The 26215-nt window shown below is 62.5% G+C and carries 21 protein-coding genes; 17 read left to right on the top strand and 4 right to left on the bottom strand.

The window, feature by feature from the left end; translation table 11 throughout:
• Nucleotides 1-46: 46 nt before the first annotated feature.
• On the top strand, nt 47-1246 hold the full coding sequence (locus BUE15_RS06530; RefSeq protein WP_073282332.1) for an acetate/propionate family kinase: 1200 nt from the start codon (nt 47-49) through the stop codon (nt 1244-1246).
• Between the two features lie 189 nt (nt 1247-1435).
• Nucleotides 1436-3586, top strand: coding sequence for a hypothetical protein (locus BUE15_RS06525; RefSeq protein WP_073282330.1), 2151 nt, complete (start codon nt 1436-1438; stop codon nt 3584-3586).
• A gap of 205 nt (nt 3587-3791) precedes the next feature.
• Here BUE15_RS06525 and BUE15_RS06520 read toward each other — a convergent pair whose 3' ends face one another.
• Entirely contained in the window at nt 3792-5780 is a 1989-nt protein-coding gene (locus tag BUE15_RS06520; protein ID WP_073282328.1) for a sensor histidine kinase, read from the bottom strand.
• A gap of 889 nt (nt 5781-6669) precedes the next feature.
• Here BUE15_RS06520 and BUE15_RS06515 point away from each other — a divergent pair.
• From BUE15_RS06515 to BUE15_RS06500, 4 genes are all read left to right on the top strand, one after another.
• On the top strand, nt 6670-7002 hold the full coding sequence (locus BUE15_RS06515) for a hypothetical protein (RefSeq protein ID WP_073282327.1): 333 nt from the start codon (nt 6670-6672) through the stop codon (nt 7000-7002).
• Between the two features lie 149 nt (nt 7003-7151).
• The gene (locus tag BUE15_RS06510; protein WP_073282325.1) at nt 7152-7499 is read left to right on the top strand and encodes an STAS domain-containing protein; all 348 of its coding nucleotides are present in this window, start codon (nt 7152-7154) and stop codon (nt 7497-7499) included.
• Between the two features lie 49 nt (nt 7500-7548).
• Entirely contained in the window at nt 7549-7776 is a 228-nt protein-coding gene (locus BUE15_RS06505) for a KGG domain-containing protein (protein WP_073282612.1), read from the top strand.
• A gap of 184 nt (nt 7777-7960) precedes the next feature.
• Complete coding sequence (locus BUE15_RS06500; protein ID WP_073282323.1) at nt 7961-9652, top strand: MFS transporter; 1692 nt, start codon at nt 7961-7963, stop codon at nt 9650-9652.
• A gap of 131 nt (nt 9653-9783) precedes the next feature.
• Here the strand turns inward: BUE15_RS06500 and BUE15_RS06495 are convergent, their stop codons facing one another.
• The gene (locus BUE15_RS06495) at nt 9784-10629 is read right to left on the bottom strand and encodes an SDR family oxidoreductase (RefSeq protein ID WP_073282321.1); all 846 of its coding nucleotides are present in this window, start codon (nt 10627-10629) and stop codon (nt 9784-9786) included.
• A 181-nt stretch (nt 10630-10810) separates the two neighbouring features.
• On the opposite strand from BUE15_RS06495, the gene BUE15_RS06490 reads away from it, so the two are divergent.
• From BUE15_RS06490 to BUE15_RS06470, 5 genes are all read left to right on the top strand, one after another.
• On the top strand, nt 10811-11119 hold the full coding sequence (locus tag BUE15_RS06490) for a winged helix-turn-helix transcriptional regulator (protein WP_244535897.1): 309 nt from the start codon (nt 10811-10813) through the stop codon (nt 11117-11119).
• A 153-nt stretch (nt 11120-11272) separates the two neighbouring features.
• Nucleotides 11273-13063, top strand: a complete 1791-nt coding sequence (locus BUE15_RS06485; protein ID WP_073282317.1) for an ABC transporter ATP-binding protein — start codon at nt 11273-11275, stop codon at nt 13061-13063.
• A gap of 245 nt (nt 13064-13308) precedes the next feature.
• The gene (locus BUE15_RS06480) at nt 13309-14202 is read left to right on the top strand and encodes a M48 family metalloprotease (protein WP_073282316.1); all 894 of its coding nucleotides are present in this window, start codon (nt 13309-13311) and stop codon (nt 14200-14202) included.
• 230 nt (nt 14203-14432) lie between these two features.
• Complete coding sequence (gene mutM, locus BUE15_RS06475) at nt 14433-15251, top strand: DNA-formamidopyrimidine glycosylase (RefSeq protein WP_073282314.1); 819 nt, start codon at nt 14433-14435, stop codon at nt 15249-15251.
• A 330-nt stretch (nt 15252-15581) separates the two neighbouring features.
• Nucleotides 15582-16082 (top strand): hypothetical protein, encoded by a 501-nt coding sequence (locus BUE15_RS06470; protein ID WP_073282312.1) that lies wholly within the window; start codon nt 15582-15584, stop codon nt 16080-16082.
• A 123-nt stretch (nt 16083-16205) separates the two neighbouring features.
• Here the strand turns inward: BUE15_RS06470 and BUE15_RS06465 are convergent, their stop codons facing one another.
• Entirely contained in the window at nt 16206-17231 is a 1026-nt protein-coding gene (locus tag BUE15_RS06465) for an SDR family NAD(P)-dependent oxidoreductase (RefSeq protein ID WP_073282310.1), read from the bottom strand.
• 201 nt (nt 17232-17432) lie between these two features.
• Between BUE15_RS06465 and BUE15_RS06460 the strand changes: the two genes are divergently transcribed.
• Nucleotides 17433-17960, top strand: coding sequence for a hypothetical protein (locus tag BUE15_RS06460; RefSeq protein WP_084548870.1), 528 nt, complete (start codon nt 17433-17435; stop codon nt 17958-17960).
• A 144-nt stretch (nt 17961-18104) separates the two neighbouring features.
• Here BUE15_RS06460 and BUE15_RS06455 read toward each other — a convergent pair whose 3' ends face one another.
• A complete protein-coding gene (locus BUE15_RS06455; RefSeq protein WP_073282308.1) occupies nt 18105-18890 on the bottom strand; it encodes a sulfite exporter TauE/SafE family protein in 786 nt (261 codons plus the stop codon).
• 105 nt (nt 18891-18995) lie between these two features.
• Between BUE15_RS06455 and BUE15_RS06450 the strand changes: the two genes are divergently transcribed.
• From BUE15_RS06450 to BUE15_RS06430, 5 genes are all read left to right on the top strand, one after another.
• Entirely contained in the window at nt 18996-20564 is a 1569-nt protein-coding gene (locus BUE15_RS06450) for an MDR family MFS transporter (protein ID WP_244535896.1), read from the top strand.
• A 109-nt stretch (nt 20565-20673) separates the two neighbouring features.
• Nucleotides 20674-21723, top strand: a complete 1050-nt coding sequence (locus BUE15_RS06445; protein WP_073282306.1) for an LLM class flavin-dependent oxidoreductase — start codon at nt 20674-20676, stop codon at nt 21721-21723.
• A gap of 304 nt (nt 21724-22027) precedes the next feature.
• On the top strand, nt 22028-24457 hold the full coding sequence (locus BUE15_RS06440) for a TonB-dependent receptor (RefSeq protein WP_244535895.1): 2430 nt from the start codon (nt 22028-22030) through the stop codon (nt 24455-24457).
• Nucleotides 24458-24620: 163 nt separating this feature from the next.
• On the top strand, nt 24621-26003 hold the full coding sequence (locus BUE15_RS06435; RefSeq protein ID WP_073282303.1) for a PepSY-associated TM helix domain-containing protein: 1383 nt from the start codon (nt 24621-24623) through the stop codon (nt 26001-26003).
• A gap of 36 nt (nt 26004-26039) precedes the next feature.
• On the top strand, nt 26040-26215 hold a 176-nt coding region (locus BUE15_RS06430; protein ID WP_139252159.1), incomplete at its 3' end, for a transposase.

The raw sequence follows: 26215 nt of genomic DNA, 5'->3' as shown, positions 1-26215 counted from the left end.
AGCGAGAAACCCCATCATCGGCTTTTCCAGGCCAGCAGGCGCAGGTATGAACATATTCGTTGTTAACTCCGGCAGTTCTTCCATCAAGTACCAGCTGTTTCGGTGGCCGGCCCGGCAGCCGCTGTGCAGCGGGCTGGTAGAGCGCATCGGCTACCCCAACGCCACCATCACCCATAAGGTGTTTGCGGCGGAAGCGCCGCGGGAAACCCGCCGCACCCTCGCCCTCCCCGACCACGAAGCCGGCCTGCGCGAAGTAGTGGCCCTGCTGACCGATGCCGAACAAGGTGTGCTGCGCGACCCGGGCGAGGTGGAGGTGGTGGGGCACCGCGTGGTGCACGGCGGCGAAACCTTTGCGGCAACCACCGAAATAAACGCCGAAGTAAAAGCCGAAATCCGGCGGCTGTTTGCCCTGGCGCCGCTGCACAATCCGGCCAACCTGCTGGGCATAGAAGTGGCGGAGCGCATCTTCCCGCAGGCCCGGCAGGTAGCCGTTTTCGACACGGCCTTCCACCAGACGCTGCCCGAGCCTGCCTTCCGCTACGCCCTGCCCGAGCGGCTGTATACCGAAGACCGGGTGCGTGTCTACGGCTTCCATGGCACCAGCCACCAGTACGTGGCCCGGCAGGCGGCCGCCTACCTGGGCCGGCCCGAAGCGCGCCTCATTACTCTGCACCTGGGCAACGGCTGCAGCGCCGCCGCCGTGCACGCGGGCCGCTGCCTCGATACCAGCATGGGCTTCGGGCCGCTGAGTGGGCTGGTGATGGGCACCCGCACCGGCGACCTGGACCCGTCCGTTGTGCTTCACCTGATGGGCCAGCTCGGCTACAGCACGGAGCAGATCAGCAACCTCGTCAACAAGGAAAGCGGCATGCTGGGCCTCACCGGCCTTAGTGATATGCGCGACATCACGAAGGCCCTGGAGCAGGGCGACGCCCGCGCCCGCCTGGCCTACGACCTCTACGCCTACCGCATCCGCAAATACATCGGAGCCTATGCGGCCGTGCTGGGGGGACTCGATGCGGTGGTTTTCACGGCCGGCGTGGGCGAAAACGACGCGCTGGTGCGCCAGAAAGCCTGCCAGGGCCTGGCGTTTCTGGGCCTGGAGCTGGATGAGGCAGAGAACCAGCAGCGTCGGCCCGGCCTCCGCGAAATCAGCCGGGCGGGCAGCCGCGTGAAGGTGCTGGTGGTGCCCACCAACGAGGAGCTGGAAATTGCCGGCCAGTGCGCCGAGCTGCTGGCCACGTAGCAGCGAGTGCCGCCGCTTGCCGCGCCCGGCAGGCCTTGCAGCCGCAGAAATACCAGTTTTCTTACCCGGTTCCGTGCCGCGCGCCCTACCTTTGCGTGCTTAGGGAAACTGTGGCTGCGGCCGGTTTCTGCCGTTTCATCTTCTGACGTTGCCTGCCCCGTGCGCCTTCACCCGGGATTTCGCCTGCCCATGCCCAGCCTGCTCGTGGTGCTGGGCTTGCTTCTGCTGACTTCACTTACCGCCACGGCTCAGTCGTACAGCAGCCAGGGGCCGCTGCTGCGTGAGCTGGTGCTGCGCACCGACACGATGCGCTACCAGCTGAGCCGCCACACGGTGCTGGTGCAGAACGAGCCCAACCTGTATTTCTACTACAGCCAGGAAGACGAAACCGCCGAGCTGGAAGTGTACCCCGGAAACGGGCGGACGGGCCGGCCGCTGCGCCTCGTACGCTCCGCCGACTTCCTGCTGCTCGACTCGCTGACGCCCGCGCCGGGCGGGCAGTTCTACCGCGCCAAAATCAAGTTCAAGGAGCTGACGGCGGCGCGGTTTCTGCGCCTCACCTTCACGCAGGCCAACGACTCGGCCGGGGGCGCGGCCCTCACGCAGACCGTGAACCTGCTGCCCGTGACGCGCACCACCCTGGAGCTGCGCCCCGCCGACACGGAGCTGTTTGTGGGCGAGGAAAAGGTGTTTGAGCTGAGTAGCAACAACCCCAAAAACATCCGCACCAGCGCCGACTGGACCAAGGGCCGCGACATCGACTACCGCATTACGCAGGAAAAGGGCGGGCTGCGGCTGCATGTGCTGCCTAATGCACTGGGCAACCGACTGCTCACGGTGCAGCCCCAGACCGAGCGGCCGTTCCTCACCGACAACAACCGCCGCATCAGCTACGCGCTGCCGCCCATCCGGCAGGAATTCACGGTGAAGGCCTCGCGGCTGCGCTTTCTGAGCGTCGATAAGAAGGAAATTACGCTGGATGAGGTGTCGCGGCGCAGGGGTGTGGAGCTGATTCTCGACAACGGCCGCACCTTCGACCTGAAGCGCACGTACCGGGTGGAAGAGCAGGAAGAAGCCGGCGGCGCCCTGATTGCGGAAGTGTTTACGCGCCAGTACCTGACCAACGACCGGGTGCTGTGCTGGCTGCGCGTCTACAACACGCACCGCCAGACCGACAGCTACCTCTACATCAAGGAGAACGACCAGGCCAAGTACATCACCAACTTCAACATCTCGCCCAAAACCACCGTCAACGCCGTGAGCGTGCGGCACCGCGGCGGCGACTGGACCAGCAGCCCCAACGTGAATCCCGGCGAAACCTTGGATGTGCGGCTGGAGGGCGAGTCGCTGGCCCGGGCGCGCTTCCACTTCGAGGACGTGCAGGTGATTCCCTCCGACTCCAGCATCCGGACCGATGCGGCCGTAGTGTACCGCGTGCAGGTGCCCGTCACCATCGACAAGCGGCGCATCACCATCTTCAATGCCGGGGTGCCCACGGGCCAGAGTCTGGCGGTGCGGGAGTTTCAGCGGCCGCGCCCGCTCGACTTCGTGAACGTGACGTTCGGGGAGTCGCCGCGGCCCGTGACGCGCCTGAACGGCCCGGTGCTCTACGACCGGACAGTGAGCGACGTGGTGTTCAGCTTCAATACCGCCGGCATCGACTCCGACAAGCAGCTCTACGGCAAGCAGTACCTGATTTTCGATATCCGGACCCAGAATGCCAAGGGCGAGCTGATTGAGATGCGCACCGTGGACAATATTGTGGTGTGCCCCGGCGAAAACTCGGTGCGGGCGGCTTTCTATCAGGACAAGCAGTGCCAGGTGGGCAATATCAGCCTCAACAACCTGCTCTCCGCCCGCAAAACCTACGCCCTCGACGACTGGAGCACGATTATCATTACGGTGCGGCACAACCAGGCGCAGTATCAGGAGGCCGGCTTTACGCAGAAGCTGGAGCTGGTGCTGCAGCGCCGCGTGAAGTTCGATATCGATATCAGCTTTCCGGGCGGTTTGCTCACCAAATACAAAGGCGAGTCGAGCTTCACCTCGTTTGGGGGTATTTCGCTGGCCACGCTGGCGCAGTTCAGCTTCTACCACCCCACCAAAATCAACAAGCTGCGGCCCTACAAGATTGGGGCGGGCTTCGTGGCGCTGAACGCCTTCAACCTGAGCGAAAACCCCGATATCAAGCGCGACCTGGGCATTGTGGTGCTGGGCTCGGTGTATCCCACCCGCTCCGACGCCAAGCTCACCTTCCCGCTCTACCTCGGCGGCGGCTACCTCATGAACAAAAAGTCCTTGTTCTTCCTGTTCGGCCCCGGCATCGGTATTCGGTTGTGATGAAGTGATGGGGTGATGAAGTGATACGCCACAAGTAAAAGCCGGCTCGTCATTCCGAGCTTGCCGAGGAATCTCGCGTACTGATGTTGGATTACTACCACAACCTCAGCACGCGAGATTCTTCGGCTTCGCTCGGAATGACGTTCTTTTTACCTTTCACCTCATCACCTCATCACCTTTCACTTTTCACCTTTCACCTCATAACCTACTTCACCGGCAGCTCTACGCTTACGATGGTGCCCTGGCCGGGGCGCGAGTCGATGGTGAGCTTACCGCCCAGCAGCCCCACCCGGTTGCGGATGCCGGGCAGCCCGATGCCGATACCGGCTTTTTCCTTGCTGAGCAGGTCGAAGCCCTGGCCGTTGTCCTCGGCCGAAATGGCGAGAACCTCTCCCTCGCGCACCACATGCACAAAGGCTTCCTGCGCCTCCGAATGCTTGATGATGTTGTTGAGCAGCTCCTGCACCATCCGGTACACGGCCAGCTCCAGCAGCGCTGGCAGCGACTCCCGCAGGCCAGCCACGTGCAGGTGCATTTTTATGCTGGAGCGCGGAATGCGGCGCACCAACTCTTTCAGGGCATATTCGAGCCCAAAATCTTCCAGAATACCGGGAGTCAGCTCGAAGGAGATGCTGCGCGTCATCTTGATGGCTTCATCGAGCAGAGACAGGCCCTTGTCACGCTTGGCCGTGGCGGCGGCCCGCTCCAGGTGCAGCTTGGTGGCATAGAGCACCTGCCCCAGCCCGTTGTGCAGCGCCTCCGCGATACGCTTGCGCTCCGCTTCCTGGGTGTTGAGAATGGCCGATAACACTTCCTGCTGCTGGCTGAGTTTGAGGCGGGTGGCTTCTTCGAGCAGGCGGGTGCGCTCGGTCATGTCGCGGATAATGGCCAGCACCCCGGTTACCTGCTGGTTGTCGGTGTTGCGCAAGGGCACCAGATGCGCATCGAACTGGCCCGGCAGATCCACGAAGCTCGGGCTGCTCTTCAGGATTTGTTCCCCGGCCAGTACGCGCTGCAACACGGCATGCACCTGCGCCGTGTCGAGGTGCGGAAAAACGGTGTAGATGCTTTTGCCGAGCACCGCTGTTTCGGCCAGGCCGGAGTAGTGCTCGGCTTGGCGGTTCCAGGCCGTCACGCAGCCCTGCCGGTCCAGGGCCACAATGCAGTCGATACTGTTGGCGAGCAGGCTTTCCGAGAATTCCTTTTCGGCCCGCAGCTGCTCGCGGGCGGCCCGTTGCGCGGTAATGTCGCGCCACACGGCATGAATCAGCTGCTCGCCGCCCACGGCAATGTTAGTGAGCGTGATTTCAAGCCACATAGGCTCCCCCTGCAGGTTGTAGCGAAACCACTCGAACCGGTGTGCTCCCTTGGCCTGCACGGCAGCCTCATGCTCCTGAATCAGGAGCAGGCTGCTGCGGCCGTTGGTCTGCCTGTCGGGTACCTTAAAGTTCAGGGGCTTGTTTAACAGCTCAGATTTTTCCCGGGCTCCTATCATCCGCATGGCCGCCTCGTTGCAGTCCAGAATGTGGTGGTTGCGGACCAGCAGCGCGGCATCAGCGCTTTGCTCAAACAGGGTGCGGAAGCGGGCTTCGCTGGCCGCCAGGCCCGCTACGGCATGGTGGCGCGTGGTGGTATCCAGCAGGGCCAGGCGGCAGTGGGTAGCGGGCTGGCCGGTGGAGCCGGCGATGGCCAGCGCAATAAACTGCGCATAGAAGCAGCTGCCGTCACTGCGGTTCATAGTCAGCTCACAGGTTTCCTGCGTGCCCGTTTGGAACGCCTGCGCCAGAAAATCGGCGAAGCGGTGACGCTCCTGCAACGGCACAAACACCCCGAACCGCCGCCCCAGCAGCTGCTGGCGCGGGCTGCCCAGCAGCTGGCTGCAGTGCAGGTTTAGCTGCGTGATGGTGCCGTCGGGCAGGAGTGTGCAGTAGCCTACCGGGGCAAACTCGTACAGGTCTACGTACTGGGTCCGCAGGGTTTCGGCTTCCTGCTGGGCCAGCAGCAGCTGCTCATACTGCATTTCCAGCTCCATCTGGCGCACCTGCAGGTCCTGCACCAGGCGCAGCACTTCCTCCGGGCTTTTCTCCCCGATCGTCTGCGCCACCAGCCGGTGGCGCTCCTCGGCCCGGGCCCGCCATTCCTGCAGCCGCAGCTGCGCTACATCCCGGGAAGAGGCAGAAGGGAAAGTACTCATGGCTGTTGGCTGGCTACTGCTTCGTGAAAACCCGAACTATAGTACATAAGCTCCGGCTTACGCGCGCCCCCGGCCGATGTTATGGCTCAGCTGCGTGCCACCTCCGCAACCTGCCCCCCGGCAGCACGCCGTGCTGGCGGGCGTGAGCGGAGCCAGTGCCACAGGCCGCCGAAGAGCAGACTCGTACCGGGCACGAGCCACAACGGGCAACCAGCCCGCTGGCCGGTTGCCCGTTGTGGTGTGGCGCTTTGCTATCCGCCCTAACGCGGAGCAGTAAAATGCCGCAACAGTTGTCTAGCTGGGGCGCGCAGGTGCAATCCTGGCCTTCACTGCCTCAATGACTGTGCATGCTGGGCCACTAGCCGCTACTCACGCCTGTTGCAGCGGGCCGCCATCGTTCATCCACTCAGGAGGGCATGGATGCGGGCCAGCTTTTCACAGGCTTTGGAGGCATTTTTTCGTCGGGTTGCCGAAATATACGGACGAGTAAATCAGTGCTTCTCGCCGAGCTTTTCAGTAGTTATACCTCGTCTGTAGGGGCTGGGCAATACGTTTAAGGAGGGAGTTGGCTGCCCGGTTACGGGGCCGGCCGATGGGAACCCGCCCGTAGCACACGGGCAGCCAGCTGCAGCCAAGCGCCTGCCTTGTCAGGACACCTGCTGCCCCATTGGCCACGCATTCTGCCGCACCCTGCCGCCAAGCGGGGTGCAGCTGCCAAAGCGGCGAAGCACCATGTGATACGGCTGTTGCTCCGCTACTTCACCAGAGCCTGCCCTTTCCATTTTCACCTTTCTCGTATGCCAACGATTCGTTTCGAGCTTCGCCAATCGGCCGGAGCCGGGGCCTACCAGCACCTGGCCCTCTTTGAGTCGCTGCCCCCGCAGGCAGTGTGCCGCTCGCGCACTGGGTGCTGCCCTATGAGTCGCGCCGCACCATCAACTCGCGCACTACCCTGCTCATGACCGAGGCATCGGCGGCAGTAGCGTTGCCCGACACGCTGCTGGATGCCGGCACCGGCACTCTGCCTACTTCCACGCTGCCGGTAGCAGCCTGCCTCAACCGCCTGCGCCTGACGCTGCGCGGGACCTATCTGTGCGGGCACTTTTCGCTGCAACGGCTGCGGCCAGGCGGGGCCAGCTGGCTGTTCGGCCCCATCCAGTTCATCCCCGACCAGCTGCCGCAAGCCCGCGTGAGCTACGGTGCTCCGGCAGGCGGAATATAGAGCGGCACTCAGTACTTATACGGAGGCAAAAAACAGGTACTAACACGGAGCTGGACCTTAACATTGTGCACTAGCTTTGAAGGAGTTACGCCAGACAAGACCACATCAGTGGCCATACTACCCCACTTCTGACACTCGTTTCTCTAGCCATGTACCCTTCCAATTCTCTTCCTGATCAGGCGGGCCGCATCTACACGGTAGATGTGAACCTGACAGACCCAGTGCAGCTGGCCCGCCGCCTAAGCAGCGCGGCTACCGACGACAACGGGCGGCCCTGCCTGCTCATCGACTGCCAGCGGCTGGGCTGCCTGCGCACGCGGGGCGTCAGCTTTCTGGTGTCGCAGCTGCTGCTGACCCGTGCCGCCGGCGCCGATGTACTCCTCTACCATGTAGGCCCCGTGCTGGAACGCGCCCTGCGCCTGCTCCACCTCGACCAGCTGTTTCAGCTGTGGCCGGCGGCGCTGGGCTCCACAAGTAACCGGGTGGGCACGGCATGACCTGGCCCACTTCTATTCTTTGATTCCTTTCCACTTTTTCTTTTTTCTGATGGCTACTTCTCAATCATCGCGCGGCACGGCTGCCGCTAACACTCCTGCTCGTCCGACCAGCCGCCGCGGCTTCGCCTCCATGGACCCCGAAACCCAGCGCCGCATTGCCAGCGAAGGTGGCAAAGCCTCCCACGAAAGTGGCCGCGGCCACCGCTGGACCTCGGAGGAGGCCCGCCAGGCCGGCCGCAAAGGGGGCCAGAGCCGCCGCCCCACTCCTATGGCTTAGTACGCGCCATAATCAGCTACAAACCAGCACAGCATTTCGGACACTGCTGTGCACAAAAAAGCCCCGGAGAATTTCTTCGGGGCTTTTTTGTGCGCCTGCTGCGGCCTGCAGCACGGCCGCTACATGCGTTTTCACGACCTGGCAGGCAGCCGCTGCGTACGTAGAGGTATCACGCTGTCTGCTTATGCCCACCCCCACTACCCCGCTTCCTGCTGCCCCCACCTCCGCGTTTGCGCCGTTGCGCATTCCTATTTTCCGGATGCTCTGGATTGCCTCGTTCGTATCGAACATTGGTACCTGGATGCAGAACGTGGGCGCGGTGGGGCTGATGACGGAGCTGACTACCTCATCAGTCCTGGTGGCACTGCTGCAGACGGCCTCGGCGCTGCCCGTGTTTCTGCTGAGCCTGCCCGCCGGCGCCCTCGCCGACCTGGTAGACCGCCGCCGCATGCTGCTGGCCACCCAAACCTGGATGGCCGTGACGGCGCTGGTACTGGCCAGCGTTACTTTGTTGGGGTTCAATACGCCGTGGCTGCTGCTCACACTCACGTTTCTGCTGGGCCTGGGCGGCGCCCTCAACAACCCCGTGTGGCAAACCGTGACGCCGGAAGTGGTGCCGCGCGCCGAGCTACCCCAGGCTATTGCGCTCAACAGCGTCAGCTTCAATCTGGCGCGCGCCTTCGGGCCGGCGCTGGGCGGCCTCGTCATCGGGTATTTTTCGGCGGGCGCGGCGTTTCTGCTCAACGGCATATCGTTCCTGGCCACCATCTATATGGTATACAGCTGGAAGCGCGAGCCGCAGGCTACCGCCACGCTGGCCGGTGAGCGGGTACTGGCGGCCATCCGGGGCGGTATCCGCTACGCGCGGTTTGCGCCGCCGGTGCAGCATATTCTGGTGCGGGGCGTGTGCTTCACGTTCGGGGCCAGCGCCTTGTTTGCCCTGATGCCGGCCGTGGTGGTTCGCCATCTGCAGCTGCCGACCTCCTTCTACTCTATACTGCTTTCGTGCATGGGGGCCGGGGCGGTGCTGGGGGCCGTGGTGCTGCCGCGCCTCAACCGCCGCCTTTCCATCGACTGGCGCGTAACACTGGCCACCAGCGCCTTTGCCATCGGGCTGCTGGGCCTGGCCTATTCGGGGAGCAAGCCGCTACTGATGGCTTTGCTGGTACTGGTGGGCCTGGCCTGGATGCTGGTGCTCAACTCGTTCAGCGTAGGCGTGCAGACGGTGGTGCCCCGTTGGGTGCAGGCCCGTACTATCAGCCTCTACCTGCTTACTATACAGGGCGGCATGGCGCTGGGCAGCGTGGTATGGGGTTCGGTGGCTACCCGCTGGGGCCTGCCGCTGGCTCTCACCGGGGCCGCCGGCTGGCTGGGCCTGAGCACGCTGCTGGTGCTGCGGTTTTCGCTGTATACGTCGCCTGAAGCGCTGGATTTCACGCCGGCCCGGCCGCGCCTGGAGCCCGTGCTGGCCGAAGAGCCGGCCTCCGACGAGGGCCCGGTCATTATCACGACAACCTACCGCATTGCCCCCGAAAACCGGCCGGCCTTTACTTATCTCATGGAAAAGCTGGCCCACATCCGGCGGCGCGAAGGCGCCATTGGCTGGGGCCTCTACGCCGACTTGGCTGACCCCACCAAAATGCTGGAGTATTTCATGACCGAGTCGTGGGGCGAGCATGCGCAGCAGCACGAGCGGGGCGTGAGCCGCGAGGAAGAAGAGCTGAAACTACAGATCCGGCAGCTGCACCAGGGCCCGGAGCCGCCGGCAGTGTCGCATCTGCTGGCCCAGAGCTACAGCCATACCGCCGCGCCGCCCGTTATGGTGCCCGGCAGCACGCGCCTGGTAGCCAGCACCGCCGGCGAAGCCACAGCTTAACCAGATTGCCGACGCCCGCGCACAGGCTTTAGCCTCGCACTCAGCCCGTAAACACAAAGCCCGCTGCCAACTTCAGACGTTGACAGCGGGCCTCGTAGCAGCCTCCCGTGGCTGCGCAGGAAGTGTCTGCGTTAGCGGAGCGCCGCCGCCACCGCCTCGGACAGAGGCGTAGTGGGCCGGCCAATCAGCCGGGAGAGCTGGCGGCTGTCGTCATAAAGTGCCCCCCCGGCGGCATCGGCATCCAAACTGGCCAGGCTGTGCGCGAAGCCTTCGGGAATCCCGAAACCAGCCAGCGCAGCGGCGTAGTCGGCCACGGGCAAGTCGCGGTAGGGAATGTTTTTGCCGGTCTGGCGTGAAATTTCAGCGGCCAGCTCAGACAAGGTGTACGAATCGTCGCCCGCCAGCTCGTAGGCCTTGCCTTCGTGGCCCGGGGTAGTAAGCACCGTGACGGCGGCATCGGCAAAATCGGACCGGGTAGCGGATGATATTCTGCCATTTCGGGCGCTGCCGATGAAGGCGCCGCCTGCTACGGCGCCGGGCACCGAGCCTGTATAGTTCTCAGTATACCAGCCGTTGCGCAGCAACGTGTACGCCACACCCGACGCCTTCAACTCCGCCTCGGTGGCGCGGTGCTCCTCCGCCAGACTTAGCGGCGACGTATCGGCGTGCAGCACGCTGGTATAGATGATGTGCCGGACTCCTGCCTGCCTGGCGGCCTCCAATACATTGTGGTGCTGCGTGGCGCGCTGCCCTACTTCACTGGAAGAAATCAGCAGCAGCTTTTCCACTCCGGCCAGCGCCGCGCTGAGCGTAGCCGGTTGGTTGTAATCAGCTTCCCGAACTTCCACGCCCAGGTCGGCGGCTTTGGCAGGGTTGCGTACTAGGGCCACTAGTTGGTCGGCGGAAGTCCGGGCTTTCAGTTTTTCGATAACCAGGCGGCCTAGCTGGCCGGTGGCTCCGGTAATGGCAATTTTCATGATTTCAGGTGTTAAATGAGGAACGGCACAAAAGTATGTGGTATACTTACATAAAGTAAGTACGTACAAAAAGGTAAGTATGAAAAAAGTGAAAGTATCTTCTGCACCGGACGCAGAAACTCTCTCAGAAAAGCTGCGGCGCGGTGATTTGCTGTCGGCAGCCTGCCCATCGCGCACCGTCATGAAGCACATTACGAGCCGCTGGGGCGTGCTGGTACTGCTGGTGCTGGCCGGCGAAACCCGCCGCTTCAGTGAGTTGCGCCGCCTGATTGGGGGCGTGAGTGAGCGGATGCTGGCCCAAACCCTACAGTGGCTGGAAGCCGACGGCCTCGTGCGCCGCGTGGCCTATGAGGTGGTGCCCCCGCACGTAGAGTACAGCCTGACGCCCCTGGGCCAGCAAGCCGCCGCCAAAGTGCGCGACCTTGCAGACTGGATTGAAGGCAGCGTGCCGCAGATTGTGCAGCATTGGAACCAGGCGCCGGCCAACTGACGGGCGGGCGACGCACACGGCGCACTACCACAGCGGCACTGCGTAGCGGGGCGCTTCCGGCAGGTGTTGCTCGGCATCGGTACGTTTCGGCGGGCTCAGCGGTGAAAACTTTACGGCCCGCTCAGCGCTTTCTGTACGAACCTCTCCTCTATCATGAAGTTACTGTACAGCTACCTGCGCCACTATTGGGGCCTGCTGGGACTGGCCTTGCTGCTGGCCGCCATCAATCAGGTCTTTTCCTTACTCGACCCGTATATCTTCCGCCAGATCATCGACCGGCACGTGGTGAAAGCCGGCGAAACGGTGTTTCATGACGGATTCTGGACGTTTCTGACTGGGGGCGCGGGCCTGCTGATTCTGCAGGCCATGGGCGTGGCCATGGTGTCGCGCATCGCCAAAAACTTCCAGGACTACTACGTCAACGTCATCACGCAGCGGCTCGGGGCGCAGCTCTATTCCGATGGCCTGCGCCACTCGCTGGAGCTGCCCTATCAGGTGTTTGAGGACCAGCGCTCCGGCGAAACCCTGGGCAAGCTGCAGAAGGTGCGCACCGACGTAGAAAAGCTGATTCAGAGCTTTGTCAACATCCTGTTCATCTCGCTGGTGGGCATCATTTTCGTGGTCTGGTACGCCATCAGCGTGTACTGGCCCATTGCGGCGGTGTACTTTCTCACCATCCCTATTTTGGGCTCCCTGAGCTTGTTTCTGAGCCGCCGCATCAAGGTGATTCAGAAGACCATCGTGGCCGAAACCACGGCCCTGGCCGGCTCCACCACCGAAAGCCTGCGCAATATCGAACTGATTAAGAGCCTCGGGCTGGCCCAGCAGGAAACCCTGCGCCTGAACGCCACCACCGAAAAAATCCTGAAGCTGGAGCTGAAGAAAGTACGCTACCTGCGCTCCTTGTCCTTCGTGCAGGGCACCTTCGTGAACCTGATGCGCAACGTAATTCTGCTGATGCTGCTGTTTCTGGTGGTGCAGCAGATTATCACGGTGGGCGAGTTCTTCTCGTTCTTTATCTACTCGTTTGCCATTTTCGGGCCGCTGCAGGAAATGGGCACCATCATCAACATCTACCGCGAAACGGAAGCCTCGCTGGCCAATTTCCAGCAGATTCTTGATACGCCCAAGGAAGTGAAACCCGCCCATCCGCAGGTAATTGAGAAGATTGAAACGCTGGCCTTCGATGACGTGCACTTCCAGCACCTAACGGCCAATGCCCCGGCCCTCGCGGGCATTTCGTTCCAGACCAGGCTCGGCGAAACCATTGCCTTTGTCGGTCCTTCGGGCTCGGGCAAAACCACGCTCGTGAAGCTGCTGGTGGGCCTGTATCCGCCGGCGGCCGGCCGCATCCTCTACAACGGCATTCCCGGCACCGACCTGGACCTCGACACGCTGCGCGAGCAAATCGGCTTCGTGACCCAGGACACCCAGCTTTTTGCCGGCACCATCCGCGAAAACCTGCTGTTCGTGGCGCCCCAGGCCACCGACGCCCAGTGCCTGCGCGCCCTGCACCAAGCCGCCGCCGATACGCTGCTGGCCCGCGCCCCACTCGGCCTCGATACGGTGATTGGCGAGGGCGGCGTGAAGGTATCAGGGGGCGAAAAGCAGCGCCTCAGCATTGCGCGGGCCCTGCTGCGCCACCCCACTCTGCTCGTCTTCGACGAAGCCACCTCGGCCCTGGACTCGCTGACGGAGGAAGAAATCAGCCAGACGGTGCGGGATCTGTCCGGCTCGCGCCAGCACATCACCATCCTGATTGCGCACCGGCTCAGCACCATCCTTCACGCCGACCGCATCTTCGTGCTGGAGCGCGGCCACGTGGCCGAAGCCGGCCGCCACGAGGAGCTGCTGGCCCAGCGCGGCCTCTACTACGCCATGTGGCGCCAGCAGATTGGGGAGCGGCCTCAGGCTCAGATTGCTCCGCAGCCACTGCCGGCGTAGCGCCTGCTGCTGAGCGGCTTTCAACCCAGCGAAACCGCATTGCAGCACAGCAAACCAGACGCTGTAGCTGTCCTGAGCGCAAGACAGTTGGGAGAGGCCTGCAACTTTACGGCGCCCGGAATCATCCTTCTGGAAAATGGACTTAAACGCACGAAAATCGTTTGGATATCGTTTCGTTAGTAGCCAGTTCGGCACGATTCCTGACATTCTCCTTCCTGTTAGTTTCGCCTCAAAAGGACTTTTCAATGACGCTCTACCCCCGCCTTCTTCGTCGCTTTGCCGGCTCGCTGCTGGCAGGGTGGCTCTTGCTTGCCGGCCCGGCCGGCGCTCAGTCCGCTACTGCCCAGCGCGACGTACTTCGTGAAATCACCGATGTAGTCGGCCTCAAGCCCCGCTTCGAGCTGCTGGCTACTTCGCAGGTGCAGAACGCCGCCGCCGTAGTCTACAGCGGCAAACGCTACCTGCTGTATAACCCTAAATTTGTGTCAGCCGTGAATCAGGCTGGCCGTACCGACTGGGCGGGCATCAGCATCCTGGCGCACGAAATGGGTCACCATCTCAACGGCCACACCCTGCGCCAGGGCGGCTCCAACCCCGCCGACGAGCTGGAAGCCGACGAATTCTCGGGCTTTGTACTGCGCAAGATGGGCGCCAGCCTTTCGCAGGCCCAGGCCGGTATGGCGGTGGTTTCGGATGAGCAGGCCTCGCCCACGCACCCCGGCCGCAGCACGCGCCTCAAGGCCATAAATGAGGGCTGGCAGCGCGCCAGCCAGCAGATTGTGGCCAGCAGCCGCAACACGGCGCCCTCGGCTGCTCCGGCCGTGATTTACAACCGCCCGGCCCCGGCTCCCGTGGTGGCAACCACCAACCGCGTGAGCCAGCCCGCCAACATGATTGGGCGCATCACGTTCCGTAGCAACCCGGACGAGCTCTACTACCTGACCAGCCACCTCAACATCGTGCGCCTCGACCAGCAGCAGCGCACGGCGCAGGTGGTGGGCCGCCTCACCCGCTCCGACTCGGCCGCCTTCCCATACGTGCTGGTGGATGGCCAGCAGCGCCGCCTGTTCGTGAGTGCGGCAGGTGCGGTTTTCGATAAGAACGGCCAGCAGGTAGCTATGCTCTCCGACCCGTCGTAGACCTTCTGACTGGCCCCATGTAAAGCAAGCCGGCTCCTCAGGGGGCCGGCTTTTTGCTGTGCGGCCCTCGCTACAGCAAGCGGCAGGTTCTGGCAGCACATATTCTTGTGCTCCAGGTAACCTGATCCGTGCGGCTCCTGTTGCAGTAGGCTTGGGGTGCTGGCGGCCTGCCGAAATGCCCTGGCCGGTACACGTCCCCTTTCATCCTTGTTCCTGACTTTTCTGTTCTGATGCCCGAATTACCCGAAGTTGAAACCTACCGTCGTTTTCTGGACGACCTGCTAGTTGGCCAAACCATTGTGGCTCTGGAAGTGAAGGACGCCCACGTGCTGGCTACCGATGAAGACACATTGCGCAACGCCCTGAATGGGCACTCTGTGACGGCCACCCATCGGCTCGGCAAAAACTGCTTTCTGAAGCTGGACAGCGGGCAGCTGCTGGCCCTGCACTTCGGGATGACCGGCGACGTAGGGGCCTACCGCGACGAGCCCGACGCGCCCCGCTTCACCCGCGTAGCGCTGCACCTCGCCGATGGCCTGCGCGTGGCTTTCATTGATCCGCGCAAGTTCGGCCGTATCCGGCTTGTGGATAGTGTGGCGCGGTATCAGAAAGACAAAAAGCTGGGCCCCGATGCGCTGGATATTACGGCGCAGCAGTTGCAGGCAGCCCTCGGCCACCGCAAGTCCCTGATCAAGCCGCTGCTGCTGGACCAGAGCATTACTGCGGGGCTGGGAAATTGGATTGTAGACGAAGTGCTGTTTCAGGCCAGGGTGCATCCGGAGCGGCGCGCCGATACCCTGACCGACTCAGAGTTTGAGGCGCTGCACACGGCTGTTCAGCTGGTACTTAATACCGCCATCCGGCACGAAGCTACCTATAGCCGCTTTCCCGCCTCTTTCCTGATTCATGCGCGCGGATGGGATACTTCGGCCACTCCGGGCACGGATAATCATATTTTCTGCCCGGTTCATACAAAAACCAAAGTAGAAAAAAGCTATGTAGGTGCCAGAGCTACTTATGTATGTCCGCGCTGCCAGCCGGCGCCTTAGCGGCACCAATAGTCCTATTCTATAAATGAAAAAGCCCGTTTAGCCTTGCTGAATGGGCTTTTTTCATTTTACCGCAAAAAATAGTCACAACACAAAGAAAATCATGTAGATACTGTATTTCTCCGGTATAAATTGTTAAAAATTTACCTTTTCCTATACACACGCAACCAACTTGATAAACAGTTAGTTAGATTTGCACTAACGCAGCCCACCTGGGTGAGGCGTTGAGAAGTGAAGTTGGACGCATTGTGAAGAAGAAACGGCCCTTAAAAGCCAGCCGCAGAAAGGCGTATTGAAGAAGTAACTCAAAAATCACCCAAAAACCATTTCATGAAGAAAGTAACCCTGTTCCTGAGCCTCGCCGCCACCGTTCTGAGCCTGGCTTCCTGTGAGAAAGAGTTGGATAATGTGAATACCCCGGACCAGGCAGCCGCAGTCCCCGCTGTCAGCCGCCTGACCGTTGAAGAGAAAACCAGCCTGCTGACCTCCGGCGACTGGAAACTGACCAGCATGACGGCCTCTTCGGGCCAGACGGAAACCAATCTGCTGGTGATGCTCAAGGCGGATGAGCGCGACAATCTGTCGAAATTCCAGGCTGCCGGTAAATTCGTGCAGGATGAAGGCGCTGCCAAGCGCACCGAGGAAACGCCGCAGGAATCGGAAGGAGTCTGGGCTTTCAGCACCGATGGCAGCCAGCTCAGCGTTACCAATGCCGGTACCACCACGCAGTATGACATAGCCGACGTAAGCGCCTCGTCGCTGACGCTCACCCGCACCAACACCGATGCGGAAGGCAAAACCACCATCATCAAGTCGGTTTACGCGCACTAAGTAGCTGTTCCGCTGCCCGTACTCCTTGCTTTATACCACCGTTCAATCAGCAAAACGCCCGGCCTGCACTGCAGGTCGGGCGTTTTTGTGTTCAGTAAGTAGCGGTACTGCGTTGCCACGGCGCTACCGCTCGTTGTTCCGGACTTCGGCTTTGCGCGTGAGAGTAGTCAGCCAGGACCTGCTGAGCTCCGATTCGCTTTCGGCCCCCCGGCGCCGTTCGTCGCCGAGCGGGCCACCGGGGTTGGGCAGGCTGCGGTTCACCCAGCTCAGGATATCGGCCGTGGTGCCCGGAAACAAGCCGTGAAAAGCCGATAGCGCCTTGGCCGGCACGCTCAGAATTACTTCGGCGTCGCCGCGCCGGCAGGCATTCCAGATCTGGCGGCCGGCGGCATCGGCATCCATCGAAAGCATCGGCAAGGAGTCGGCAATGATGAAGGCCGCATACTCCTTTTTGTGCTGGCCTTTCACGATGGCATGGCGGGCGCTGCCCGTGCGCATCAGGCCAGGGCACACCGTCGTGACCTGAATGCCGTGCTCCAGCAGTTCGGACCGGAAGCTTTCGGAGAGGCCCACCAGCGCAAATTTGCTGGCGCAGTAAGGCGCCAGGTGCGGCACGGCCACCTTGCCCCCCACCGAAGCAATATTGACGATGCGCCCTTCGCCGCGGCGGCGCATGGCCGGCAGCACGGCCTGCATGGCGTGTAGCGGCGCCCAAAAGTGCGTGTCCATCGAGTCGTGGTAGTCGCGCAGCTCAATGTTGTCGAGAGGGCCCGCCGTGATGATGCCGGCGTTGTTGATGAGCACGTCGATGGCACCCAATTGCTGCTGCACCTCGGCCACCATGGTTTGCACGTCGTCGGCGTTGGTGAGGTCCCGAACCAGGGTCAGCACTTCGGCTCCGTCCTGGCTGAGCTCCTGGCGGGCGCGCTCCAGCTCGTCGGCGTCGCGGGCACAGATGGCGACTTTCGCGCCTTCGGCCACGGCCTGCCGGGCCAGAATCAGGCCCAGCCCGCGCGAGCCGCCCGTGATAAGCACGACGCGGCCGTGCAGGTTATACGTGCCGCGGCGGTTGCTCCAGAGCGTGGCGGCGGCCAGTAATGCGCCGGCCCCGGCCGCGGCCAGCCAGCTGTTTCGGGTTGCTTGCTTCATATCAGGCTTGTATGGAAAGGGCGCGGAAAGGTTACAGCCGCTGCCGGGCATAGCCCATACTTCTGCCTGGGGCGGCCGGCGCTGCACCAAAATGCGCCGCCGGGCGTTAGGCAGGCGGAATCCCCGAATTGGCATCATATTTACAGAGTCGTAGCGGCCCACCCAGCGCTACTTCGCTGCCCGGTTTTTCTTTTTACGCCCATGAAAACGACCTTTTTCGCCACGCTTCTGCTCCTGAGCGCCCCCAGCCTGCTCCTGGCCCAGACCACCACGACCACCGTCAAGACGAAAACCAAGCCAGCCACCGGAGCGCCGGCCAGCAAATCCAAAACCACGGCCGCTACGCCGCGCCCGGCCACCCGGCCGGCACCGGTTGAGCTGTCGGAGGAGGCGCAGGCTCAGGTGGAAACCCGCGCCAAGGCCCTCACCGACAACATGCAGAAAGCACTGGCGCTGAATCCGCAGCAGGTAGAGAAAGTGCGCCAGATCAATCTGATTAGTGTGCGGGGCGTGGAAACGTCCCGCCTCACCTACCGCCAGGACGTGCGCAAGATGGCCTCCGTCGTGGACGACATCGGCCAGTCGCGGCTGGGCGCGCTGAAAGACGTGCTGACGCCCGCGCAGTTCGACAAGTACCAGCGCAAGCGCGAAGAGAAGATGGGGGTGCCCAGCGGCCAGGCCGCCCAGGGCAACGCCGCGCCCGGCCTCGGCAGCCGCTACGAGGAGTAGTGAGTGAGTGAATAAGCGGCCGAATTTGCGGCTGTTATCCTGAACCCAGTGCCGGGCCTTCTGACGGCAGAATGAGCCGTCGATATGTCCCGCTCAAGCGTGAAAAGGGCCTTTGCAGGTCCAGGATGGCACTTAGGCACTCCTTTATACCTCACACCAGCTCACGTCGAATACCTGCATACTTAGCTTCACGATAAAGCCGCTGACAACCACCAGAAACAGCACCCGCACGAAGCCGGTGCCGTGGCGCAGGGCCAGCTTGGCGCCCAGCACGGAGCCGATGATGTTGCAGGCGGCCATCGGCAGGGCCACGGCCCACAGAATCTGGCCGGTGTAGGCGAAGTAGGCCAGTGCCGCCAGGTTGGTGGCCACGTTTACCAGTTTGGCTGAAGCTGAGGAAGTTATAAAGTCGTAGCCGAACAGGCCCACGAAGGCGAACAGCAGGAATGAGCCGGTACCGGGGCCGAAAAACCCGTCGTAGAACCCGATGACCATGCCTACCAATGCGCCGTACAGTGGCTCCCGGCTGGCCGGCAGTCGCGGGGCATGGATGGAGCCAAAATCTTTGCGCCAGAAGGTGTAGATGGCAATAACCACCAGCAGGCCCAGCACCAGTTGCGGCAGCAGCTCCTGCGGCAGCTGGCTCACTACGCGCGCCCCCAGAAACGAAAACACGCCGGCTACCCCGGCCGCCACGCCCACGGCCTGCCACCGGATGGGCACCTTGCCTGCGTAGCTGCGCAGGGCCGCCGCCGTGCCCATCAGCGACGACACTTTGCCGGTGCCGAAAATGGTGGGTACCGGCGTGCCTTTCAGCAAAATCAGCATGGCGGGCAGCTGAATCAGGCCGCCACCGCCTACTATGGCATCAATAAAACCAGCCAGAAAGGCAAACAGGCACAGCAGGCCGAGAGTAACAGCAGAAATCATGAGGCCGCGAAGGTACAGGAGCCGCCGCCAGGAACCCTACACGGCCCGCCTTCTAGCCGGCCGGCGGCAGCAACCGCCGCCCCGGCTGGCCGTAAAGCCGGTTCTATGACCGAAAACCTCACCCAGCGGCAGAAAATGCTCACGTTTGCCGGCGTGCTGCTGGCCATGTTCCTGGGCTCCCTCGACCAAACCATTGTCAGCACCGCGCTGCCCCGTATCGTGGCCGATTTGAACGGGCTGGACCGTTTTACGTGGGTGGCCACGGCCTATCTGGTGGCCAGCACGGCGCTGGTGCCCATCTATGGGAAGCTGGCCGACACCTACTCGCGCCGCAAGATTGAAATCGGGGCCGTCAGTATTTTTCTGGTGGGCTCCATGCTATGCGGCCTGGCCGGGGAGTTTGGGCCGCTGCCGCTGCTCGGCGACGGGATGAACCAGCTGGTGATATTCCGCGCCATTCAGGGGCTGGGCGGCGCGGGGCTGTTTGCCATGGCTTTCATCGTCATTGCCGACCTGTTTCCGCCCGCCGAGCGGGGCCGCTACCAGGGCTTTACGGGCGCGGTTTTCGGCACGTCGTCGGTGCTGGGGCCGTTTCTGGGCGGTTTCCTGACCGATAATGGCTCGGGCTGGATACCGGGCGTGGCGGGCTGGCGGCTGGTGTTCTACGTGAACCTGCCGCTGGGCTTGCTGGCGCTCTGGTTTATCGTGACGCAGATGCCGGCCCTGCGGCCCGCCGGCAAGCCCCGCCCCATCGATTATGTGTCGGGGCTGCTGCTGCTCGTGGGACTGGTGCCGCTGGTTATCGGGCTGCAGCTCAACAAGGCTGAATACGGCTGGACCTCGCCGGTCACGCTGGGGTTGCTGGCGGTGTCAGTTGCTGCGCTGGTGCTGTTTGTAGTGCGCAGCCTGCGCCATGAGAATCCGATTCTGGACTTCGGGCTGTTTCGCAACCACGTGTTCCGCACGGCCAACGGGGCGCTATTTTTGCTGGGCGGCGCGTTTCTGGGCATCATCATCTTCGAGCCGCTGTTTATGGTGAATGTGCTGGGCGTATCGGCCACCAAAGCCGGCGTGAGCCTGATTCCGCTGTCGATGGGCGTGGTGGCCGGTTCACTGCTGGCCGGGCAGATGGTGTCGCGCTTCGGGCACTATAAGCGCTGGATGCTGGGCGGTATCGTGGTGCTGCTGGGCGGCCTGTCGTTGCTGGCGACTATGCCCGCCACCGTTAGCTACGGGCAGGTGCTGGCGTATCTGCTGCTGTGCGGCATCGGGCTGGGCCCTACCATGCCGCTGTACACGCTGGCCATTCAGAACGCCATCGAGCCGCACCTGCTGGGCCAGGCCACCTCGGCCAGCCAGTTTTTCCGGCAGATTGGCGGCGCCATTACGGCCTCGGTGCTGGGGGCCATCCTCACGCTCACGCTGGCCCAAAGCCTGCCCGCCAGTGCGGCCGCACCCGCGCCGGTGGTAGTAACTGAAGGGCCGGCACTACCGGCTACTACGGCCGCGCCAGCCTCCCCGGCTTCCAAAGCGGCTTTTTCCAAAGCTATTTCGCGGGTATACCTGGTGAATATTGTGCTGGTGCTGGGCGGGCTGGTGATAACGCTATTTGTGCCGGAGCTGCCGCTGCGCAAAACCAACGGCCCGGGCGCGGTGCCGCCCGCGGAGGCCTAGCCGGCGGATATAGGTCCTTCGGCAAACTACTTGGCGCATGCCTCTGTTATAGCAGCTGCCACGCGCCACAACGCCGCCGTGGCCTTTCTTCCGTCTATAACCTCCTGTCATGTCCTTAGAAAATAGCCTGCACCTGAGCGTGCTCGACCAGTCGCCAGTACCGGTGGGGCGCACGCCGCGTGAAGCCCTGCAGCATACCATTGAGCTGGCCCGCCTCACCGACCGGCTCGGCTTCACCCGCTTCTGGGTCTCGGAGCACCACAACACCAATACGCTGGCCGGCTCGGCCCCGGAAGTGCTGCTGGCCCGCCTCGGCGCCGAAACCTCGCGTATCCGCCTGGGCTCGGGCGGCGTGATGCTGCCGCACTACTCGGCGCTGAAAGTGGCCGAGAACTTCCGCCTGCTCGAAACGCTCTATCCCGGCCGTATCGACTTAGGCATCGGGCGCGCCCCCGGTACCGACCGTATCACGGCGCACGCGCTGAATCCGCACAACACCTTCAGCGACCAGGACTTCGCCGACCAGCTGATGGATCTGCGCGCGTACCTGCGCGACGAAGTGGTGGCGGATACCATTCATGCCCAGGTGAAGGCGGCCCCGTTTACGGATACCACGCCGGAAATGTGGCTGCTGAGCAGCAGCGGGCAAAGCGGCCTGTTTGCGGCTCACGTAGGCGCGGCCTTCTCGTTTGCGCACTTCATCAACCCCACCAGCGGCCCCAAAATGGTGCAGCTATATAAGGAGCGGTTCCAGCCGTCGCCGGAGCTGGCCGCCGCCCAGGCCAATGTGGCGGTGTTTGTGGTGTGCGCCGATACGGCCAGCCACGCGCAGGCCCTCGCCGATAACCTGGCGCTGCAGATGCTGAAGCTGGAAACCGGCAACTACTCGCCGATTGATGCGGTGGAGAAAGTGAATACCTCTGCCCTATCGGCCGACCTGCTGCACCGCCTTGCCTACCACCACCAGCGCATCGTGAGCGGCACGCCCGACAAAGTGAAAGCCGAGCTGACAGAGCTGGCCGCCAGCTACGACGTCGACGAAGTGGTAGCCGTGACTATCACGCATGATTTTGATGACCGGCTGCGCTCCTATGAGTTGCTGGCCGATGCGTTCCAGGTGCCACAGAAAATGTCGGCGGCGCTGGCAGCAAGCCTCTAGCGGCGCCTCCTTCTCGCTTACTAGCTCTCTACAGAAAGCCCGGCACTGCCGGGCTTTCTGCTTGCATACCCGTTCCTAGTACCTGTAAACCAACCAACTGCGCCTTTATATAGAATTTTTCTAACCAACTGTTTTGAATCTATCTAAATAGGTGCGTGCTTTGCATTATATTAAACGATTCTAAACAAGCTCTGGCGCTTCGTCCATGTCCCGTCCTCTTCCTCTGCTGCTGCTGCTATCCTTGCCCCTCGCTGGTTTTTCTCACGCTTCCTTAGCCGCTACCGCCGGAGAACTACGACTGGCAGTGCCTGCACACGGAGCGGATGATGCAGCCCGCCGCGGCTGGATTGCCGGCCGGGTTACCAACACAGAAGGACAGGCAGTGGAAGGCGTTACGGTAGCGCTGAAAGGCACTTCGTATGGCGCCAGCACCCAGGAAAACGGCAATTTCCGGCTGGCAGCCCAGGCAGGCTCCTACCAACTGGTAGTGAGCAGCATCGGCTACGCTACGCAGGAAGTAGCCGTGACGGTAACGGGTGGCGAAACCATTACGCTGCCGGCCTTCGCGCTGGCGGTTAGCAGCCAGGCGCTGACGGAAGTAACCGTAACGGGCCAGAAGTCGCTGAACCAGCGCGCCATGACGGTGGGCAAGCTGCCCGTGCCTACGCTCGATCTGCCACAAAGCGCCGTGACGGTGGAGCGCGAAGTGCTGGAGCAGCAGCAGGTGCTGCGCCTCTCCGATGCGCTAGTGAACGTGAGCGGCCTGTACGTGACCAGCACCACCGGCGGCACGCAGGAAGAGCTGGGCAGCCGCGGCTTTGCGTACGGCTCCAACAACACCTTCAAAAACGGGGTCCGCTTCAACAACGGCATCATGCCGGAAGCCAGCTCACTGGAGCGCATGGAAGTGCTGAAAGGCAGCGCGGCTATCCTCTACGGCAACGTGGCGGCCGGCGGCGTGCTGAACCTCGTGACCAAGAAGCCGCAGTTTGAGCGCGGTGGCTCGGTGGGCCTGCGCGTGGGCAGCTTCGGTTTCTGGAAGCCAACGGTGGACGTGTATGGTGCCATCGGGGACAGCAAAAAGGCGGCGTTTCGCCTGAATGGCACCTACGAGCAGGGCAACAGCTTCCGCGACGTAGTAAAGTCGGACCGGGTGTACGTCAATCCGTCGCTGCTTTTCGAGCTCAGCCCCAAAACCACGCTGGTGCTGGAAGGCGACTACCTGCGCGACAACCGCACGCCGGACTACGGCATCGGGGCCATCAACTATGAGATTCCGGCCTCGCGCACGCGCTTTTTGAACCTGGCCGGCGCCAACAACGCCACCACGCAAACCAGCGCCACCGCTACGCTCACCACGCGCCTCAACAACACCTGGAGCCTGCGCGGCGTGGCGGGCTTCCAGCGCTACGACAACGAACTGCGCAGCGCCTCACGGCCTACCAACATCGTCAGCACGCCCGGCGCCACCTACGGCAACTGGAACCGCGGCCTGCAACGCTCCCAGACTTCTGAGAACTACTACCTCGCGCAGCTGGACCTGACGGGCACGTTCAACACGGGCTTCCTGGGCCACACGCTGCTGGTGGGAGCCGATGCCGACCAGTACCAGACCAACTCGGTGGCCTTCACCACGCCGGAGTCGGCGCTGCGGCCCGGCACGGCTGTGACGGTGTATGACGCCATCAACATTCTGGACCGCAACAAGGAGCTGGCGCAGCCCGCTGAGCGCCTGAGCAGCTTCGACCAGCTGGTGCGCAACTCCCTGACGAAGGGCAACACGCGCCGGGCCGGCTTCTACGTGCAGGACCTGATGAGCGTGAGTGAGAAAGTGAAGGTGCTGGCCGGCGTGCGCTGGAGCTACCAGGAAACGCCCAGCGACGTGTTCAACTACAACACCATCGCCAACATCAACAACAAGATTGCCAACACCTACGTCGAGACGCGCCGCTACGACAATGCCTTCTCGCCGCGCCTGGGCGTCGTATATCAGCCCATTAAAACGTCGTCGGTGTTTGCGTCTTACTCAAACTCCTTCTCGCCCAACAGCGGCATCGACACCGATGGCAACACGCTGCGCCCTTCCATCATTCAGCAGTACGAAGCAGGCATCAAAAACGACCTGTTCAACGGGGCGCTGTCGGCTAACGTGACGGCCTACCAGATTGTGAACAGCGACCAGGCGCAGACCATCCAGCCCGGTGCTCCCAACTTCAACGAGAGCCGTCCTTCGGCGCAGGAGCTGGCGGGCGAAGTAACCAGCAAAGGCGTGGAAGTAGACGTGCAGAGCAAGCCGATGATGGGCTGGAGCCTCATTACGGGCTATAGCTACAACCACACGTCCTACACCAAAACCAACACCTACATCAACGGTAGCCGCCTGCGCTACAACCCGGCCCACACCGCCAACCTGAGTTTGTTCTACAACTTCGGCAGCGCCTTCGGCGACACGTTCCTGCGCGGCCTGAATGCCGGCGTGACCACCTACTACGTAGGCGACCGGGTGGCGGGCCGCAGCACCCGCGTAAACGTAGCCAACGACACGTACCGCCTCATAGAAGTACCGAACTACGTGCAGTTTGACGCCTCGCTGGGCTACACCTACAACCGCGTAGGAGTGCGGGTGAAGCTGGCCAACATCCTGGATGAGCTGAGCTACAACCTGCACGACGACAACAGTGTGAACCCCATTGCGCCGCGCAATTTCTCGGCTACGGTGAGCTACAAACTATAGGGCCCGGCGCTGCCCCGCAAGCGTGTTTGAGTGAAGAGAAACCCGGACGAAAACCAGCTGCAACTGGAGTCCGTCCGGGTTTTCGGCTAAGCCGCCGCTTCACCTGGTTTTGTCTGTTATTTTTGAGCTTTGGCAGCTGCCTGACTGCGTCATACTACCCCTCATGAAAGTTTTTTTTCGCAACATTCACCTTTACCTCAGCCTCGTTTCAGGGCTCATTATTGCCGTGGTGTGCTTCACGGGCGGCGTTCTGGTCTTCGAGAAGGAGCTGGAGCAGGCCTGGCATCCGGAGCGCTACTACGTAACGCCGGCCGCGGCGCCGCGCCTGCCGCTGGCCCAGCTGACGGAGGCGGTGCGCGCCTACAAGCCCAAAGCGGCTATTGCCAGCGTAAAAGTCTATGCCGACCCGGCCCGCACCGTGGAAATCAGCCTGGCGGGTGCGCCCAGCGGCGAAAAGAAGAGCGAGGGAAAGGGGGAAGGCGCCCGGGAAGGTCGTGCTGAAGCCCGTCCGGAAGGGGCCGGCCGCACTGCCGAAGGCCGCCAGGGTGAGCAAGGCGGCGAAAATGGCCGGGGTGAAAAGGGCGAAGGCAAAGGAGAGAAAGGTGGCAAGGGCGGCCAGGGTGGTGGCGAAGGCGGCCGCGGCCCGGTTGTGTTCGTGAACCCCTACACGGCAGCCGTTACGGGCGAGCTGAACTACCGCGAAACGTTTTTCTTCACGATGATGGCGCTGCACCGCGGCATGGTGGGCGGCCCCATCGGCAAGCTGGTGGTGGGCATCAGCACGGTGATGTTCCTGTTTATTATCGGTACGGGCATTGTGCTGTGGTGGCCGGCGTCGCGCAAGGCCGTGAAGCAGCGGCTGCAGGTGAAGTGGAGCGGCGGCTGGAAACGGCTCAACCACGACCTGCACATCGTGCTGGGCTTCTACTCGGCTTTGCTGCTGTTCGTCTTCGGCTTCACGGGCTTAGCCTGGTCGTTTGAGTGGTTCAACAAAGGCATCTACGCCGTTACTAACTCGCCTATGGAGCGCCCCGAGCCTCCCGTATCGGTGGTGCCGGCCAGCTTGGCTACTGTGGCCGCATCCGAAGCTGTGGCCCCTGAAGCTGCTCCGGCAGCGGAAGGCTCAGCAACGGCCGCTCCTGCTGCGGGTTTGTCGGCGGATGCGGTGCTGGCCCAGGCCCGGACGCTGGCTCCGCAGGCTGTCTATTACACGCTGCAGCTCCCCAAAGACGCTACCAGCAGCATCCGGGTAGCCACGCTGCGCCCCGATGCCGTATATGAGAATGCCACCGACGAAGTATACCTCGACCAATATTCGGGTAGCGTACTCAAGTCGCAGACCTACGAGCAGCGCAACCTAGGCCAGCGTGTGCGGGGCCTGTTCAAGCCGGTGCATACCGGCTCCATCTTCGGCTGGCCGTCCAAAATCGTGAGCCTGGTGGTGTGCCTGCTGGGCGTCACGTTCCCCATCACGGGTACTATTATGTGGCTGAACCGGCTGAAAAAGGCTAAAAAGAAGCAGCGCAAACTGGCGGCGGCAGCTTAGAGCACCTAACAAAACCGGTTTTCGTATGCTGGTGGTATGGCAAAGCAACTGGTATCGGATGAGCTATGGGACATGGTGGAGCCGCTTCTTCCGCCAGTTCCCCCGCGTCCCAAGGGAGGGCGGTCGCGTGTGGAGGACCGGGCCGCGTTAACGGGCATTCTGTTCGTGTTGCGCAGCGGTATTCCGTGGGAGATGCTGCCGGCGGAAATGGG

Source organism: Hymenobacter psychrotolerans DSM 18569 (assembly GCF_900142395.1).
GTDB classification, from domain to species: domain Bacteria; phylum Bacteroidota; class Bacteroidia; order Cytophagales; family Hymenobacteraceae; genus Hymenobacter; species Hymenobacter psychrotolerans.
Note: the sequence above shows the minus strand (reverse complement) of the source record. Positions and strands in the feature narration are given on the sequence as shown.